Here is a 15,434-nt window from a genome sequence, read left to right as displayed (position 1 = left end):
GAAAGAATCAGCCAGCCAACCCGACGATCCACAGGATGAGGCAGACGACCGGGGCGACCCAGCGGGAGCTCCACGCCCCGTAGTGGGTCTCGGCGAACATGCTGTCAGCACGTGGATTGCCGCCCGGCAGGCTGTATGGCGCAATGATCGTCAGCGCCAAGCTCACTGGCAACAGGACCGAGAAGGCGATCGGCGTCGTCACGATCGGTGTCGCCGCCAGAATGCCCATGGCGATGATGCCGCCGAGGCCCAGCATGAGGGTCACCGCAGTGACGACGTCCTGACCGCTCCCGTCGGGCTTCACGAAGGACTCCGCGAAGGTCAGCAGGCCGGGAATGACGATGAGTGCCACGAAGAGCAGTGCCCAGCTGACATGGGTGCGGGCGTCCATGGTGAGGGGCTCGGTGCGCGACCCGTAGTAGGTCGTTGCCATGGCTCCGAGCTGACAGGCTGAACCGATGAAGTGATGGACGTACCACCCTGCAGAACGGCGCGAAGGATCTTCCTCAGAGGTCATGTTCCTGGACCCCCGGGACTGCAGGCGTTGGGTAAATCGTGATCGATTCTCGTAAGTGGTGATGGCCACGACGGTACTGGTTGCTCCTCGTACGGAAAACAGTGCAAAGCGATGTCTCGCCCGAAGAGTGTACCCAAACTGTTCGAAAGTACCTCTATGGTGGCAGCGTGGATCGCACCGTGGCACGCCGTCTGGCCGGAGATGAAGGGATCGCCGCCCTAGACCTCGCCGGCGCTGAACCTGATCCGGATTCGCTGTCCGCCGCGAGCCGACTGCGGCGTCACATGAATGCCGATCTCGCTGCTGCGGCCCTCGACCAGATCAGCCTGAGGCGTCGATCCGTCAGCAAGGTTGGTCCGGTCGGAGAAGACATGCTGTGGACCCGCGATGGTCTCGAGCAGGCCACCCGCGGCGACGTCTCCCGATGGCGTGCACAATGCTTGGTCTCCGCAGGGTTCACGAACGTCATTGACCTGGGTTGCGCATGCGGCGCGGACTCCCGGGCATACCTCGAGGCTGGCTTGAGGGTGACCGCTGTCGAGATCGACCCTGCGACCGCCGAACTGGCCCGCCACAACCTCCCCGGAGCCACCGTGTTGTGTGCCGATGCCGCCGAGGTCGCCGGTGACCTGCTCAAGGATGCGTCCGACACCACGGTCGTCATGCTTGACCCCGCTCGGCGCACTGGGCGAGGCCGGACCTGGCGCTTGGAGGATGTGCAGCCGTCATGGTCCTTCGTGGAAAAGGTGATCGCCGTGGCGCCGACCGTGGTCAAGCTCGGGCCAGGAGTCGATCGCTCTCAACTGCCCGGCACACCCGTCACGTACGTGGGCCATCGCGGGGATCTGGTTGAGGCGACGCTGTGGTCCGGGCTCGGCGACTTGTGGTCGGGCGACCGTGCCATTCTCGTGAGCCCTGAGACGACCCTTGAGCTGCCCGGTGCGCTACCCGATCCGGACATTGGTGATGTGGGTCCCTTCGTGGCTGAGCCCCACCCGGCAGCCATTCGGGCTGGCAGTCTCTCGGCGATTGACGACTCGCTGCGCATGGTGTCTGACGGCATCGCCTACCTCACTGCGGACGCCCCGGTCAATTCTGCGTGGTTGACGTGGTTTGCCGTCAAGGACGTACTCCCTCTCGACGTCAGGACCCTGCGTTCCTGGGTACGTGACCATCGCGTCGGAACCATCGAGATCAAGAAGCGCGGTGTCGACGTCGATCCCGTTGCGTGGCGACGAAGGCTCAAGCCCTCTGGACCACGTTCTGTCACTCTCATATGCACTCCGACAGGTCAAAACGCCAAGGCCTTGGTGTGCGACCGACTTCACTTATCACCAAGCCGTATCCAGAATTGACCTGTCTGTGATGTCATGTGTTCGTGGTGACCACTCGGCGTTCAGCAAGATACCTCGTTGCATTGCTGTTGACTCCGCTCCTTGTGCTGTCAGGTTGCGGAAAGTTCAACGCTGGTTTCGTCATCAAGGACGAAAACCATGTTGATGTAACCATTACTGTCGGCGCTCTCAAGTCGACCCTCGACGAGCTCGCGGGAGGCGAGGCCGAGGACGTCACGAAAGAGCTTCGCGATTGCTCAGAACTCGCAAGATTGTATGAGTCGGATGGGAACGCTGCCGGCGCGATGACGGTCAGGCCCTTTGACAACGACAAATATGTGGGCTGCACGGTGACCAGCACGATGACGGTCGCTGAGCTGACGGGCCAGTCGTCCCCGTCTCCGCGTGGTGCAAAACCGTCGGCCACGCCCTCGCAAGACGTCAAGGGCGACGGCCCAATTTTCGTCGCCTTTGACGACGACAAGGTCCGGTTTCGTTGTGATGGTTCTGGTCTCTGGGATGCCCTTTCCCGATTTGACTCCTCGCAGTTGGGTAGTTCAGCCAAGATCTCTGACTTCAAGGTCTCTGTGACTTTCCCCGGCAAGGTCCTGAGCCACTCGGGATCGAGCAGGGTTGACGGCAGGACCGTGACCTGGACCGACATCAAGGACCTTGAGTCCCATTCGGGCTTGGAAGCCTCGGGCAAGCGCGGAGCTGGCTTCCCGGGCTGGGCATGGGTGGTCCTTGCGGTGGTCGTCGTCCCCATGGGTGGTGCCGTTGCAGCAGTGGTCATGAGCAAGAGGAAGAATGGCCAGTCGACCGGTGTCCCGTGTCAGCCAGGCATGCCCAATCCCGGGGGCGGGCCGCCGCAGGGTCGTCCCGGGCCGCTACCGGGACAGCCGTGTCTGCCGCGAGGACCGCAGAATCCGGATCATGGCCCTGCTCGAGGAGTCCATCGGTCGCCCCATGGTCCTGGCGGTGAGCCTGGTCCGGACTCACACTGATTCCGGGTACGTGAGGATCCTGGAATCACGTGGTTGCCAGGACCCGTGTCATGAGTCGCACATGGGGTGACGAGAAGAGGCTCAAAAGTGCACTGGAATGTCCACCGAGGGCCGTCATGGTACGTGCTTGTTGCCAGGTGGACCTACCGTCAGACCCCATGTCTGTGGTGTCATGGTGGCATGCAGAGTGTATCCCGCCATCTGAGACGCTGTCTTGCCGTGCTTCTTGCACCCCTGTTGTTGCTCGCCGGGTGCGTCAAATTCGACACGGCGATGGAGATCAAGGACGAGGATCACATCCACGTCAAGGCCACCGTTGGCATTTCCAAGTCCATGGCCGACATGTCGGGGGAGGACCTCACCTCCCAGTTCTCCGACTGTGACGACACGAAGGGTGTCGGCGGGGGAACCTCGAACGCCAAGGGCGAGAAATTCGAGGACGATCAATACATCGGCTGCACCTACTCGGGTGACGTCACCGCAGCCGAGTACAACAAGGGTAATGAAGGCAGCAAGGTCACCTTTGACAGGGACAAGGTGACCTTCAAGATGAACAACGGCTATTTCGATGGCGCAGGTGGTTCCACCGAGTCCCTTGACGCAAGCATGTTCAGCGATTTCAAGGTCTCCATCATCTTCCCCGGCAAGGTGCTGAACCACTCTGGATCGAGCAAGGTCGACGGGAATACCGTCACTTGGACCGATCCCAAGGACATGTTCTCGAGTGAGGGTCTCAGCGCCACCGGTGAGCGCAACAACGGTGTGCCGACGTGGGTCTGGATCGTCGTCGCGGTGTCAGTCTTGGCGATCATCGGGGTCGTCGTGGCTGTCCTGTTCAAGAAGAAGGGTCAGAGGGCGAGCAAGCCGGAGAACGGTGATACCCCGTGGGCGATGCAGTACCCCGGGCAGCCTCAGGGTAATCCCCAGGCACAGCAGCCGCCCTACCAGAGTCCGAGCCAGTCAGACCAGCCGTGGGGACATGTTCCGGGGAATGCGACGGGCGCTGCTCAACCTGATCAGCAGCCGCCGTCACATCCTGACGACTTCTGGAAGAACCACGGATCCAGCTGACGACTGCCGATATCGATATGCGGAGCGTCATTTCTGGCACTCCCTTTGCCTGAGTGCCAACCACGGGTGTACTTTCGTAATTGGCACTCTCGTGGTGAGTGTGCCAACGGACCTCAAGCACCCGCGACGCTGACGGTCCGTGGCGCTCGGGGCTCGCAACCCCTGGCGAGAGACAACGACACAATCCGTCTTCAGTAGAAAGGGGTCTTGACGTGGCAACCACGATCAAGCCGCTCGAGGACCGCGTCCTCGTCCAGCCTCTCGAGGCCGAGCAGACGACCGCTTCTGGTCTCGTCATTCCGGACACCGCCAAGGAGAAGCCGCAGGAGGGCAAGGTCATCTCCGCCGGCCCCGGTCGTGTCGACGACAAGGGCACCCGCGTTCCCATGGATGTCAAGGAGGGTGACGTCGTCATCTTCTCCAAGTACGGCGGCACCGAGGTCAAGTACGACGGCCAGGAGTACCTGCTCCTCAACGCTCGCGACATCCTCGCCGTCGTCGAGAAGTGAGGCGCTGATACATGGCAGCCAAGCAGCTTCAGTTTGACGAGGAGGCCCGTCGCGCCCTCGAGCGCGGCGTCGACACCCTCGCCGACACCGTCAAGGTGACCCTCGGCCCCAAGGGCCGCTATGTCGTTCTCGACAAGAAGTGGGGAGCCCCGACCATCACCAACGACGGCGTGACCGTCGCCAAGGAGGTCGACCTCACCGATCCTTACGAGAACCTCGGCGCCCAGCTCGCCAAGGAGGTCGCCACCAAGACCAACGACGTGGCCGGTGATGGAACCACCACCGCCACCGTGCTCGCCCAGGCCCTCGTCCACGAGGGATTGCGCGCCGTGGCCTCCGGGGCCAACCCGGTCGGCCTCAAGCGCGGTATCGAGAAGGCTGTCGACGCCGTCGTGGAGGAGCTTCGCTCCATCTCGCGCGCCATCGACACCACCTCGGACATGGCCAGCGTCGCCACCATCTCCAGCCGTGACGAGACCATCGGCTCCCTCATTGCCCAGGCTTTCGACAAGGTTGGCAAGGACGGCGTCATCACCGTCGACGAGTCCCAGACCTTCGGCACCGAGCTCGACTTCACCGAGGGCATGCAGTTCGACAAGGGCTATCTGTCGCCCTACATGGTCACCGACCAGGACCGCATGGAGGCCGTGATCGAGGATCCTTACATCCTCATCCACTCCGGCAAGATCTCGTCGATGAACGACCTGCTCCCGCTGTTGGAGAAGGTCATCGCAGCCCACGGCAGCTTGTTCATCGTGGCCGAGGACGTTGACGGGGAGGCCCTGAGCACCCTCGTCGTCAACAAGATCCGCGGCACCTTCAACTCGGTGGCCGTCAAGGCTCCGGCCTTCGGTGACCGCCGCAAGGCCATGCTGCAGGACATTGCCACCCTCACCGGTGGTCAGGTTGTCGCCCCCGAGGTCGGGCTCAAGCTTGACCAGGTGGGCCTTGAGGTCCTGGGTCGCGCCAAGAAGGTCGTCGTCACCAAGGACAACACCACGATCGTCGACGGTGCCGGCTCCAAGGCCGACGTCGAGGGACGCGTCGCCCAGCTGCGTGCTGAGTATGACAACTCCGACTCCGAGTGGGACCGCGAGAAGCTCCAGGAGCGTATCGCCAAGCTCGCCGGTGGCGTGTGTGTCATTCGCGTGGGTGCGGCCACTGAGGTCGAGCTCAACGAGAAGAAGCACCGCATCGAGGATGCTGTCTCCGCGACCCGTGCCGCGATCGAGGAGGGCATCGTCGCCGGTGGCGGCTCCGCCCTCATCCACGCCGCGCACGTACTCGACGAGAACCTTCACCTCGAGGGTGACGAGAAGGCCGGTGTCCAGATCGTCGCCAAGGCCGTTCGTGAGCCGCTGCGCTGGATTGCCGAGAACGGTGGCGAGCCCGGCTACGTCATCGTCTCCAAGGTCGCCGAGATGGAGCCCGGACACGGCTACAACGGCAAGACCGGTCAGTACGTGGACCTCATCGCCGACGGTGTCATCGACCCCGTCAAGGTGACCCGCTCCGCCCTGGCCAATGCCGCCTCCATCGCTGCTCTGCTGCTCACCACCGAGACCCTCGTGGTGGACAAGCCGGAGGACGAGGACGACGACAACTGAGTCACTGATCCTCTCTGATCGCAACGGGCCCCGGAACCACATGGTTCCGGGGCCCGTTGCTCGTGCTCGCCATGAATGGCCGGCTTCTCGTTCGGTCTGGTTGCCGCTCGCCCGAGCACGAGAGGGTCCGACGTGTGGTCTGTTCGATGACCCGACGTACGTGTGGAAATCTCGACAAGACAGGGGAGGGCTGCCACCTGGGATGGCACGGACCGGTCTTCCTTTCAGGAGTTCCACGGGCGTTGCGGGTACTGGCCCGGCGGGCATGGTGACAACTCCGTCACGTGACCAAGTGCTCTGGTGTCGAATGTCCCCACCAAGCAACTGGGCCCGGGGAACAGTCCCCGGGCCCATCACGACGCGTACGTGGTGTCAGTCCTCGAGCGGCTTGCCGTCACGGTCCATGGTGGTGAACAACTCATGGTTCTCGGGCAGGTGCTCCAGGTAGTCACGCTCGGTGTCGGGAGCCGTGTGCCCCAGATCGAGCTCCTTGCTGCGAGCGTCCATGGCTGCCGCACGCAGCGCGTACTCCTCGTCAGCAGTCTTGAGCTGTTCCGAGGTGGCCTCGTTGGCAATCATCATGCCGGCCTGAGCGTCCTCAGGCACCTGAGGAATGACGCCGGCGTCCACACGCTCCCGGTGACCCTTGATCTCGCGAGCCACGACCCGGGCGAGGAAGTACATGCCGAGCACGTTCGGGACAGCCATGAGGAAGAGCATGGCGTCGGCCAGGCCGAGGATCGAGGTCATGTTGGTGGCCGCACCGACAACCAGCAGGAGCAGGAAGATGCCGTTGTAGATGCGCTCGGCAGTGGCTGAGTTTCCGAACAGGAAACCAACAGCCTTCTTGCCGTAGAAGGAGTAGGACAGCATGGTCGAGAAGGCGAAGAGCACGACGGCCAGGGTCAGCAGGGAGCTGAACCACGGGGCAACCGTCTTGAGGGCGTGGGCGGTCATCTGAACACCATCGGCCTGGGAATCCTTGTAGACACCGGTAATGATGATGGTGATGGCCGTCATGGTGCAGACGACGACTGAGTCGATGAACGGCTCCCACATCGCGACGAAACCCTCCTGGGCCGGACGGCGGGTCTTCACGGCAGAGTGGGCGATGCCCGCGGTACCGACACCGGCTGCGTTCGAGAACGCGGCACGCTGCACTCCGACGATGAGTACGCCAAGTACCCCACCGGCGACGCCGTGGCCGGTAAAGGCGCCAGACCAAATGGACATGAAGGCGTCACCCACCTGAGAAATATTGGCGCCAATGACGGCGAGGCACATGATGACGTAGAGGATGCCCATGAAGGGGACGATCTTGGAGGTGGCAGCGCCAATCTTGGAGGCACCGCCGACGATGACGAGGCCGACGAGGATCGCGAACAGCAGGCCGACAACCCACATGTGGGTGCCGATCCAGGAGTCCTTGCCACCGGCGAACATCGCCAGCTGATAGGCGGCCTGGTTGGACTGGAACATGTTGCCCGCACCGATGACACCGAAGGCAGTACAGATGGCGAACAAGGTGGCGAGCACGCGACCGAGCTTGGGCTTGCCGATCGAGGCCAGGCCGTCACGCAGGTAGTACATCGGGCCTCCGGAGGTGGTCCCATCCTCATTGACGACGCGGAACTTCACACCGAGGGTCGCCTCGGACATCTTGACGCTCATGCCGACCAGACCGGCAGCAGCGATCCAGAAGGATGCGCCTGGTCCGCCAGTCGCGATCGCGATGGCAACACCGGCGATGTTTCCCAGGCCGACGGTACCTGACAACTCGGTTGCCAGTGCCTGGAAGCTGGTGACGTCACCAGGATCGGTGTGACGGGAGAAGTGGCCCCGCAGCACATGGCCGGAGTGACGAATTGACGCTGGACGCAGCTGTTGAAAACCCAGATAGATCGTGAAGAAGACGCCAGCCCCGAGTAGCCAGGCCAGGATGAGGGGGAACTCATTTCCTCCTGGCATGGGAACAACCCAGAACACCACGTCAGAAATGGCGGTAGCAATGGGGGAGACGAAGCTGTCGATGGCTTGGTCCAAGCTCAGGGGAGCTGGGACAAGTGCCTCGAGACTTGTGGAAACGGGTGATGACGTGATGCCAAGTGGCACGAATGGTCCTATCCGTCGACGACGTTCGACACCGAGTCTGGCAACACCGCAGTGCGGTACCGATCATTTCCCGACCGATCTCGACACGCAAAGATACCGGCGACCCGGTGGGCACGACCACACATCCCACGTCAGGGGGAGGGCCGCGCCTGTGGCGGAACACAACCGCCTCGCGCACACTAGCGGGTAGGTGTGACAATTGGCCGAAACGCCCGACATTGGTACTTTCTCGCGCCACCTGGTTGTGTGCCTCCCCTACGCTGAATGCTGATGACCTCAACGACCCACCCCCATGATCGTCAGCGTGTGCTGGCCCATTCCCATCCCGGTCGACGCCGCCTCATCGAGGTGCTCGTGATGGGATTCGTCGGCTCCGCCTTGATGACGGTGTGGGGATGGGGTTCCCCCAATGCCGGTATGCCGGAGCAGGTGCGTCCCAGCGGGGTGGCAGTGGTTGCCAGCAGCATCGTCGGTCTGAGCGCCATGATCATCGCGTGGTTGCGCTCCCGAAACCTTGTCGGCGCTCGTCTCCTCACCCTCGTCACGTCGTCGCTACCGCTGCTGTTCGGCCCGCCGCTGCTCAGCCGGGATGGTTGGGCCTATGCCGCTCAGGGATGGATCCTGGCTCAGGGTCTCGACCCCTACGTGGTTCCTCAGGGTTTGGCAGGTGTGCTCGGTCAGGCCGTCGACACCCCATGGCGTGGGACGACGGCGGTGTACCCGCCGGGATCACTGTGGATCCAGGCAGCAATGGTGACGATCGCTCACGCCGATCCGTTGTGGTCGGTCCTGCTCATGCGTGTGCCGGCCATCATTGGCGTCGCCCTGATGTTCTGGACGGTGCCGCAGCTGGCGCGATACGCCGGAACCGACCCTGATCACGCCCTCTGGCTGGCGGTCTGTTGCCCTCTGACGACGCTGAGCATCATCGGCGGCATGCACAATGACGGTCTCCAGGTCGGCCTGTCCCTTGCGGCGTTGGTCGTGGCGATTCACCTCGCCATGTCCGGACGCGGATGGCTGGGGCTCGTCGCTGGTGGGGTGATGGTCGGTCTGGCCGGCACCATCAAGCAGCCGGGCGTCCTGACCGGGGTGGGCGTCGTCGCCCTGGTCCACGTCGATGCGGTGCGTCATGGCGGCCACCGTTGGTCGACTCGAAATTGCTGGTCGGTCCTCCTTGCCCGCACCGCTGCGGGAGCCATTCCGGCCCTGGCGGTCTTCGCCGGGATCTCCGCCATCCGTGGCCTGGGGCTGGGATGGCTCAATCCGACGGCAGGCAGTCCCGTCTCCGTGACGAGCGACTCACCGATCGCCCTGGTGGTTCAGATTATGCGGGGAAGCGGTGGAATTGCGTTTGACAAGCTGGTCGGCCCGGTCACCGTCGTCAGTCTTGTCCTCACAGCGATCGCGATGGTGTGGTGCTGGGCACGGTGGGGCCCCGGCCCACCCATGCGACGCGGTGACGACTCCCTCGGCCATCTGGGTAGCCCGCTGCGACTGCAGGCTGGCGTCATGATCGCCTTCGCCGCCTTCGGGGCGTCCTTGCAACCCTGGTACCTCATCGGGCCGCTGGCCCTGGTCGCCTCGGTCCAATTGCGTCGCACCCACCGTGACATTGTCACTGCCGGGGTGGTGGCCGTCGTGATCCTGACCTATTTGCAGTGGTACTGGTCGCCATATGTGTGCCTGCCGCTGGTCATCGTCGGATATCTCATCGTCTGGAAGATCCCCAAGGCCTGGGCCTTGGTGACGGCCACGACCTGACGACAACCAGTGTTCCCGGCCAACTCACAGCGATCGGTTGGGCGCTCTTGACGCCTGCGGCGATAGGATGACGTGCATCCCGGCGAAAGGTGGCTCATGACCTCGGATTCCCGCCCGACCACGATTGAGGAGCTGGCACCGCTGGCCCTCACCTTCGACGACGTCTTGCTCCAGCCTGTCGAGAGCAACGTCATTCCCTCCCAGACCAACACGACGACCAAGGTCTCCCGCAACATCGACATCGCAATCCCGCTCGTCAGCGCAGCGATGGACACTGTCACGGAGACCCGGATGGCGGTGGCGATGGCCCGTGAGGGTGGACTTGGCATCCTGCACCGCAACCTGTCCATCGAGGATCAGGCCGCGATGGTCGATCAGGTGAAGCGTTCGGAGGCCGGCATGATCGACGAGCCCATCACGATCTCCCCGGACGCCACCCTGGCCGATGCCGAGGAGCTCTGCCACACCTATCGCATCTCCGGTGTTCCGGTCGTCGACGAGAACGAGAACCTCGTCGGCATCATCACCAACCGTGACATGCGCTTCGAGGAGAACCCGCGGCGCCTCATCCGGGAGGTCATGACCCCGACCCCGCTGGTCACCGCTGCCGTGGGCACCAGCCCCTCCGACGCGCTTTCCCTGCTGGCAGCACACAAGATCGAGAAGCTGCCACTGGTCGACGCCGACGGCAAGCTGCGCGGCCTGTTCACCCTCAAGGACTTCGTCAAGGCCAACAAGTACCCCAACGCCACCAAGGACCCGCAGGGGCGTCTGCGGGTAGGTGCTGCCATCGGCTTCTTCGGCAACTCGTGGGAGCGTGCCATGGCATTGGTGGAGGAGGGCGTCGACCTCATCGTCGTCGACACCGCTCACGGCCACACCCAGGGCGTTCTTGACATGATCGCCAAAATCAAGGCTGAGCCGGCCGCCAGGGGAGTCGACGTCGTCGGCGGCAACATCGCCACCCACGAGGCTGCCAAGGCGCTCTGCGAGGCCGGAGCCGACGGCATCAAGGTCGGTATCGGGCCGGGCTCGATCTGCACCACTCGCGTCGTCGCCGGCGTCGGTGTTCCCCAGGTGACTGCCATCTTCGAGGCATCCCGTGCCGCTCGTTCGTATGGTGTGCCAGTCATCGGTGACGGTGGCCTGCAGTATTCCGGTGACATCGCCAAGGCCATGGTTGCCGGCGCCGACTCCGTCATGCTCGGCTCCCTGCTCGCCGGCTGCGAGGAGTCCCCGGGAGAGCTTGCGTTCATCAACGGCAAGCAGTTCAAGACTTACCGGGGTATGGGGTCGATGGGTGCCATGTCGGCGCGCGGGGAGAAACTGTCCTACTCCAAGGACCGTTACTTCCAGGGTGACGTCACCACCAACGACAAGATCGTCCCGGAGGGCATCGAAGGTCAGGTGGCCTACCGTGGCCCGCTCGGCGCGGTGGCCTATCAGCTGGTTGGTGGTCTGCGGCAGTCGATGTTCTACACCGGCGCCCGCACCATCGACGAGTTGCACGAACGTGGTCGTTTGGTGCGCATCACCTCGGCTGGCCTGCGAGAGTCTCATCCGCACGACATCCAGATGACGGTCGAGGCCCCCAACTACTCCGCCCGCTGACGGGCGAGCCGGAGAATCCGGCAGGAAAGGAATCATGTACGACATCGGACGCAGCAAGCGTGCCACCCGGGCATACAGCTTGGATGACATTGCCCTCATCCCCTCCCGGCGCACCCGTGGCACCGAGATGGTGAACCTGGAGTGGCGCATTGACGCGCTCACCTTCGACTTCCCGATCATGGCCGCCCCGATGGACTCGGTGATGAGCCCGGCGACGGCCATCGGGTTCGGGCGTCTGGGAGGCCTCGGTGTGCTCAACCTCGAGGGGTTGTGGACCCGTTACGAGGACCCCACGCCGTACTTCGAGGAGCTGGCCGAGCTGGGCGACGACGTCGCCACCACCCGACGCATGCAGGAGATCTACTCCGAGCCGATCAAGGCCGAACTCATCACCGCCAGGATGGCCGAGATTCGGGCCGCCGGGGTGCCGGTGGCCGGGTCCTTGTCGCCGAAGAACGCGTCTCGGTTCTCCGAGACCGTCGTCAACACCGGGGCTGATTTCTTCGTCATTCGTGGTACGACGGTCTCTGCCGAGCATGTCGGCAGTAGCGATGACGTCCTTGACCTGCGCAAGTTCATCTACGAGCTCGACGTGCCGGTCATCGTCGGTGGATGCGCGACCTACCAGGCGGCCCTGCACCTCATGCGTACCGGTGCTGCCGGTGTGCTCGTCGGCTTCGGTGGGGGAGCGGCCCACACCACCCGTCAGGTCCTTGGCGTCGAGGTGTCGATGGCGTCGGCGATCGCTGATGTCGCCGAAGCCCGTCGTGACTACATGGATGAGTCGGGCGGACGATACGTCCACGTCATTGCCGATGGCTCAGTGGGACGCTCCGGCGACATTGCCAAAGCCATCGCCTGCGGTGCTGACGCCGTCATGGTCGGATCCCCGCTGGCCCGCGCCACCGAGGCTCCCGGCAAGGGATGGCACTGGGGGGCCGAGGCATGGCACGCCGACCTGCCGCGTGGTGCTCGGGTTCACTTCGAACCGGTGGGGACCCTCGCTGAAGTCCTCAACGGTCCTTCGCGCGTCCCTGACGGCACCATGAACCTCGTCGGTGGGCTGCGTCAGGCCATGGCCACCACCGGCTACTCGGAGGTCAAGGAATTCCAGCGGATCGAGCTGACGATTCGCTGATCGTCCCGTCAGTCAGGACACCGTCCGGGCGAGTGGGATGGGTGGCTAGCCTTCGGGCATGAGCGAAGTGCCCGAAGAATTGGTCGTGTTGCGCGGCGCGATTGACAACATGGACGCCGCCCTCATCCACCTGCTCGCCGAGAGGTTCCGGATCACCCGCGAGGTGGGTCGTCTCAAGGCTGAGCGCGGCCTGCCGCCGGCTGACCCGGCCCGTGAGGCCGAGCAGATCGCGCGGTTGCGGCGGCTTGCCGTCGAGTCGAACCTCGATCCCGAGTTCGCGCAGAAGGTCATTACCTTCATCGTTGCCGAGGTGGTCCGTCACCACGAGGCCATCGCAGACGAGTCCCAGGACGGCCCTGAGGGCACCCCTGAATCGGATGCGGCCACCTCGAACACCTCCGAGAACCGACAGGTCAAGCGATGACGTCGCCCCGGTGAACCTTCGACGAGATACCGACGACGACCGTTCCGGGGGCGACGTCCTTGATGACCAGCGCGTTGGCGCCAATCTTGCAGTCGTCACCGACGGTGATGTCTCCGATGATCTTGGCGCCGGCGCCGATGAGGACGCGGTTACCGATCGTGGGGTGACGCTTGAAGTGCCCACGCGCGCGTCCGCCGAGCGTGACCTGGTGATACATCAGTACGTCGTCGCCGACGACCGCTGTCTCGCCGATGACGACGCCCATGCCGTGGTCGATGAAGAACCGTCGCCCGATCGTTGCCCCCGGATGGATCTCGATCCCGGTGAGATGGCGAGAGAACTGGGACAGCAGGCGAGCCAGCGGGCGCAGCGCCGGGTGCTTCACCCAGATGGCATGGGCGAGGCGGTGCGCCCAGATTGCGTGGACGCCCTGGTACGTGATGGCGACCATGAATTTCGACGTGGCGGCGGGATCCTCGCGCATGGCGGCCTCGAGGTCCTCCATGACGCGTTCTTTCCATCGCTTGAGGACGTGGAGGAGTGCCGTCGTCTCAGTCGTCATGGCCAACCTCAGTTCTGCTGCAGTCAGTGGTACCGGTGGATGAACCATATCGAGCCCAGGCCCGTCGACCAATGGAAAGGGGGGGTTGAGCCCGGCTTCGTGATCATCTGACTGCATTACCACGCCCATCGATGGACGTTCGCACAGGCTGGGACCGGGCGAGTGGCGCGACATGGGGCTGTGGGCCATAGACTCGGCCTCATGGAACAACTCCACGACGTCGTTCTGGTGGTCGACTTCGGGGCGCAGTACGCCCAGCTCATTGCTCGCCGGGTGCGCGAGGCGAACGTCTACTCCGAAATCGTCCCGCACAACATGCCAGTGCGCGAGATCCTCGCCAAGGAACCTGCTGCGATCATCCTTTCCGGTGGTCCGGCCTCGGTCTACGCGGATGGTGCACCGAGTGTCGACCCGGCCCTGTTCAACGCCGGCGTTCCGGTGATGGGCATCTGTTACGGATTTCAGGCCATGGCTCAGGCCCTTGGTGGCCAGGTCGCCCATACCGGGGCCTCGGAGTACGGACGCACCAGCCTGTGCATCACCTCCTCGGGACAGCTGCTCTCCCGTATTCCGCACACCATCAGCGTGTGGATGAGTCACGGTGACTCCGTCTCCCGTGCTCCGGTGGGGTTCTCGACCCTCGCTCGTACCGCAGGTGCCCCGGTGGCAGCCTTCGAGGACGTCGAGCGCAAGCTCGTCGGTGTGCAATGGCACCCGGAGGTGCAGCATTCCGAATCCGGTCAGACGGTCCTGGAGCACTTCCTCTTCGACATCGCCGGATGCCGCCCGGACTGGAACGCCAGCTCCATCGTCGGCGATCAGATTGCCCAGATCCGTGGCCAGGTCGGTGATCGTCGTGTCATCTGTGGGCTGTCAGGCGGCGTCGACTCCGCAGTTGCCGCTGCTCTGGTGCAGCGTGCCGTCGGTGACCAGCTCACCTGCGTCTTCGTCGATCACGGTTTGCTGCGTCAGGGAGAGGCCGAGCAGGTCAAGCACGACTTCGTCGAGGCCACTGGCGCCGACCTGGTGGTGGCAGATGAGTCCCAGCGCTTCCTGGACGCCCTGGCCGGAGTCACCGATCCCGAGACCAAACGCAAGATCATCGGCCGCGAGTTCATTCGCACCTTCGAGGACGTCGCCAAGCGTCTCAACGCCGATCAGACGATCGACTTCCTGGTGCAGGGGACCCTTTACCCCGACGTCGTCGAGTCCGGCGGTGGCGAGGGGGCTGCCAACATCAAGAGCCACCACAACGTCGGGGGCCTTCCCGACGATCTGCAGTTCAGCCTCGTCGAGCCGCTGCGCATTCTTTTCAAGGACGAGGTACGAGCCGTCGGTCTGGAGCTGGGCCTGCCCGAGGAGATCGTGTGGCGTCAGCCCTTCCCGGGCCCAGGCCTGGGCATCCGCGTCATCGGCGAGGTGACCAGGGAGCGCCTCGAGGTGCTGCGTACCGCCGATGCGATCACTCGTGAGGAGATGAGCGCGGCTGGTCTGGACCGCAAGGTGTGGCAGTGCCCGGTGGTTCTGCTTGGTGACGTCCACTCGGTGGGTGTGCAGGGGGACGGACGGACCTACGGCTCGCCGATCGTGCTGCGGCCGGTGACCAGTGAGGACGCCATGACGGCTGACTGGGCACGCATTCCGTACGGCGTGCTGGAGAAGATCTCCACCCGAATCACCAACGCATGCCCGCAGATCAACCGAGTTGTGCTCGACATCACCTCGAAGCCACCGGCCACCATCGAGTGGGAGTAAGACGGCTCCATGACGTGACAGGGCCC

General features: G+C 63.9%; 12 protein-coding genes and 1 pseudogene. 10 read left to right on the top strand and 3 right to left on the bottom strand.

Annotated features, from left to right (window positions below; translation table 11 throughout):
- Positions 1-7: 7 nt before the first annotated feature.
- Positions 8-433 carry a hypothetical protein gene (locus ACSJJT_RS08255; protein ID WP_435917971.1) on the bottom strand — a complete coding sequence of 142 codons (426 nt, stop codon included), beginning with the start codon at positions 431-433 and terminating at the stop codon, positions 8-10.
- A gap of 251 nt (positions 434-684) precedes the next feature.
- On the opposite strand from ACSJJT_RS08255, the gene ACSJJT_RS08250 reads away from it, so the two are divergent.
- From ACSJJT_RS08250 to groL, 5 genes and pseudogenes are all read left to right on the top strand, one after another.
- Entirely contained in the window at positions 685-1,872 is a 1,188-nt protein-coding gene (locus tag ACSJJT_RS08250) for a THUMP-like domain-containing protein (protein WP_435917845.1), read from the top strand.
- A 23-nt stretch (positions 1,873-1,895) separates the two neighbouring features.
- A pseudogene (locus ACSJJT_RS08245) lies at positions 1,896-2,654 on the top strand (LppM family (lipo)protein); the annotation flags it as partial.
- Between the two features lie 381 nt (positions 2,655-3,035).
- A complete protein-coding gene (locus tag ACSJJT_RS08240) occupies positions 3,036-3,926 on the top strand; it encodes an LppM family (lipo)protein (protein WP_435917843.1) in 891 nt (296 codons plus the stop codon).
- Between the two features lie 212 nt (positions 3,927-4,138).
- On the top strand, positions 4,139-4,435 hold the full coding sequence (gene groES / locus ACSJJT_RS08235; protein WP_002514778.1) for a co-chaperone GroES: 297 nt from the start codon (positions 4,139-4,141) through the stop codon (positions 4,433-4,435).
- 11 nt (positions 4,436-4,446) lie between these two features.
- Complete coding sequence (gene groL, locus ACSJJT_RS08230) at positions 4,447-6,042, top strand: chaperonin GroEL (RefSeq protein ID WP_435917840.1); 1,596 nt, start codon at positions 4,447-4,449, stop codon at positions 6,040-6,042.
- A 372-nt stretch (positions 6,043-6,414) separates the two neighbouring features.
- Here the strand turns inward: groL and ACSJJT_RS08225 are convergent, their stop codons facing one another.
- On the bottom strand, positions 6,415-8,154 hold the full coding sequence (locus tag ACSJJT_RS08225; RefSeq protein WP_435917839.1) for an alanine/glycine:cation symporter family protein: 1,740 nt from the start codon (positions 8,152-8,154) through the stop codon (positions 6,415-6,417).
- 270 nt (positions 8,155-8,424) lie between these two features.
- Between ACSJJT_RS08225 and mptB the strand changes: the two genes are divergently transcribed.
- The 4 genes from mptB (at position 8,425) to ACSJJT_RS08205 (ending at position 13,091) form a co-directional block, all read left to right on the top strand.
- Entirely contained in the window at positions 8,425-9,918 is a 1,494-nt protein-coding gene (gene mptB, locus ACSJJT_RS08220) for a polyprenol phosphomannose-dependent alpha 1,6 mannosyltransferase MptB (protein ID WP_435917838.1), read from the top strand.
- A gap of 96 nt (positions 9,919-10,014) precedes the next feature.
- Complete coding sequence (guaB, locus tag ACSJJT_RS08215; RefSeq protein ID WP_435917837.1) at positions 10,015-11,529, top strand: IMP dehydrogenase; 1,515 nt, start codon at positions 10,015-10,017, stop codon at positions 11,527-11,529.
- A 34-nt stretch (positions 11,530-11,563) separates the two neighbouring features.
- A complete protein-coding gene (locus ACSJJT_RS08210) occupies positions 11,564-12,667 on the top strand; it encodes a GuaB3 family IMP dehydrogenase-related protein (RefSeq protein ID WP_435917836.1) in 1,104 nt (367 codons plus the stop codon).
- Positions 12,668-12,725: 58 nt separating this feature from the next.
- A complete protein-coding gene (locus ACSJJT_RS08205; RefSeq protein ID WP_435917835.1) occupies positions 12,726-13,091 on the top strand; it encodes a chorismate mutase in 366 nt (121 codons plus the stop codon).
- On the opposite strand, the gene cysE is transcribed toward ACSJJT_RS08205, so the two are convergent.
- Entirely contained in the window at positions 13,081-13,653 is a 573-nt protein-coding gene (gene cysE / locus ACSJJT_RS08200; protein WP_435917834.1) for a serine O-acetyltransferase, read from the bottom strand. The genes ACSJJT_RS08205 and cysE overlap by 11 nt on opposite strands.
- A gap of 201 nt (positions 13,654-13,854) precedes the next feature.
- Here cysE and guaA point away from each other — a divergent pair, with 201 nt between their 5' ends.
- Positions 13,855-15,408 carry a glutamine-hydrolyzing GMP synthase gene (guaA, locus tag ACSJJT_RS08195; RefSeq protein ID WP_435917833.1) on the top strand — a complete coding sequence of 518 codons (1,554 nt, stop codon included), beginning with the start codon at positions 13,855-13,857 and terminating at the stop codon, positions 15,406-15,408.
- Positions 15,409-15,434: the final 26 nt, after the last annotated feature.

The sequence above is a fragment of the Cutibacterium nasicola genome, from assembly GCF_051303185.1.
Classification (GTDB): Bacteria; Actinomycetota; Actinomycetes; order Propionibacteriales; family Propionibacteriaceae; genus Cutibacterium.
Note: the sequence above shows the minus strand (reverse complement) of the source record. Positions and strands in the feature narration are given on the sequence as shown.

Coding starts and splice junctions, on each gene's coding strand:
- ACSJJT_RS08255 (WP_435917971.1), bottom strand. CDS start 433: ATGGCAACGACCTACTACGGGTCGCGCACCGAGCCCCTCACCATGGAC.
- guaB (WP_435917837.1), top strand. CDS start 10,015: ATGACCTCGGATTCCCGCCCGACCACGATTGAGGAGCTGGCACCGCTG.
- groL (WP_435917840.1), top strand. CDS start 4,447: ATGGCAGCCAAGCAGCTTCAGTTTGACGAGGAGGCCCGTCGCGCCCTC.
- cysE (WP_435917834.1), bottom strand. CDS start 13,653: ATGACGACTGAGACGACGGCACTCCTCCACGTCCTCAAGCGATGGAAA.
- guaA (WP_435917833.1), top strand. CDS start 13,855: ATGGAACAACTCCACGACGTCGTTCTGGTGGTCGACTTCGGGGCGCAG.
- mptB (WP_435917838.1), top strand. CDS start 8,425: ATGACCTCAACGACCCACCCCCATGATCGTCAGCGTGTGCTGGCCCAT.
- ACSJJT_RS08210 (WP_435917836.1), top strand. CDS start 11,564: ATGTACGACATCGGACGCAGCAAGCGTGCCACCCGGGCATACAGCTTG.
- ACSJJT_RS08205 (WP_435917835.1), top strand. CDS start 12,726: ATGAGCGAAGTGCCCGAAGAATTGGTCGTGTTGCGCGGCGCGATTGAC.
- ACSJJT_RS08240 (WP_435917843.1), top strand. CDS start 3,036: ATGCAGAGTGTATCCCGCCATCTGAGACGCTGTCTTGCCGTGCTTCTT.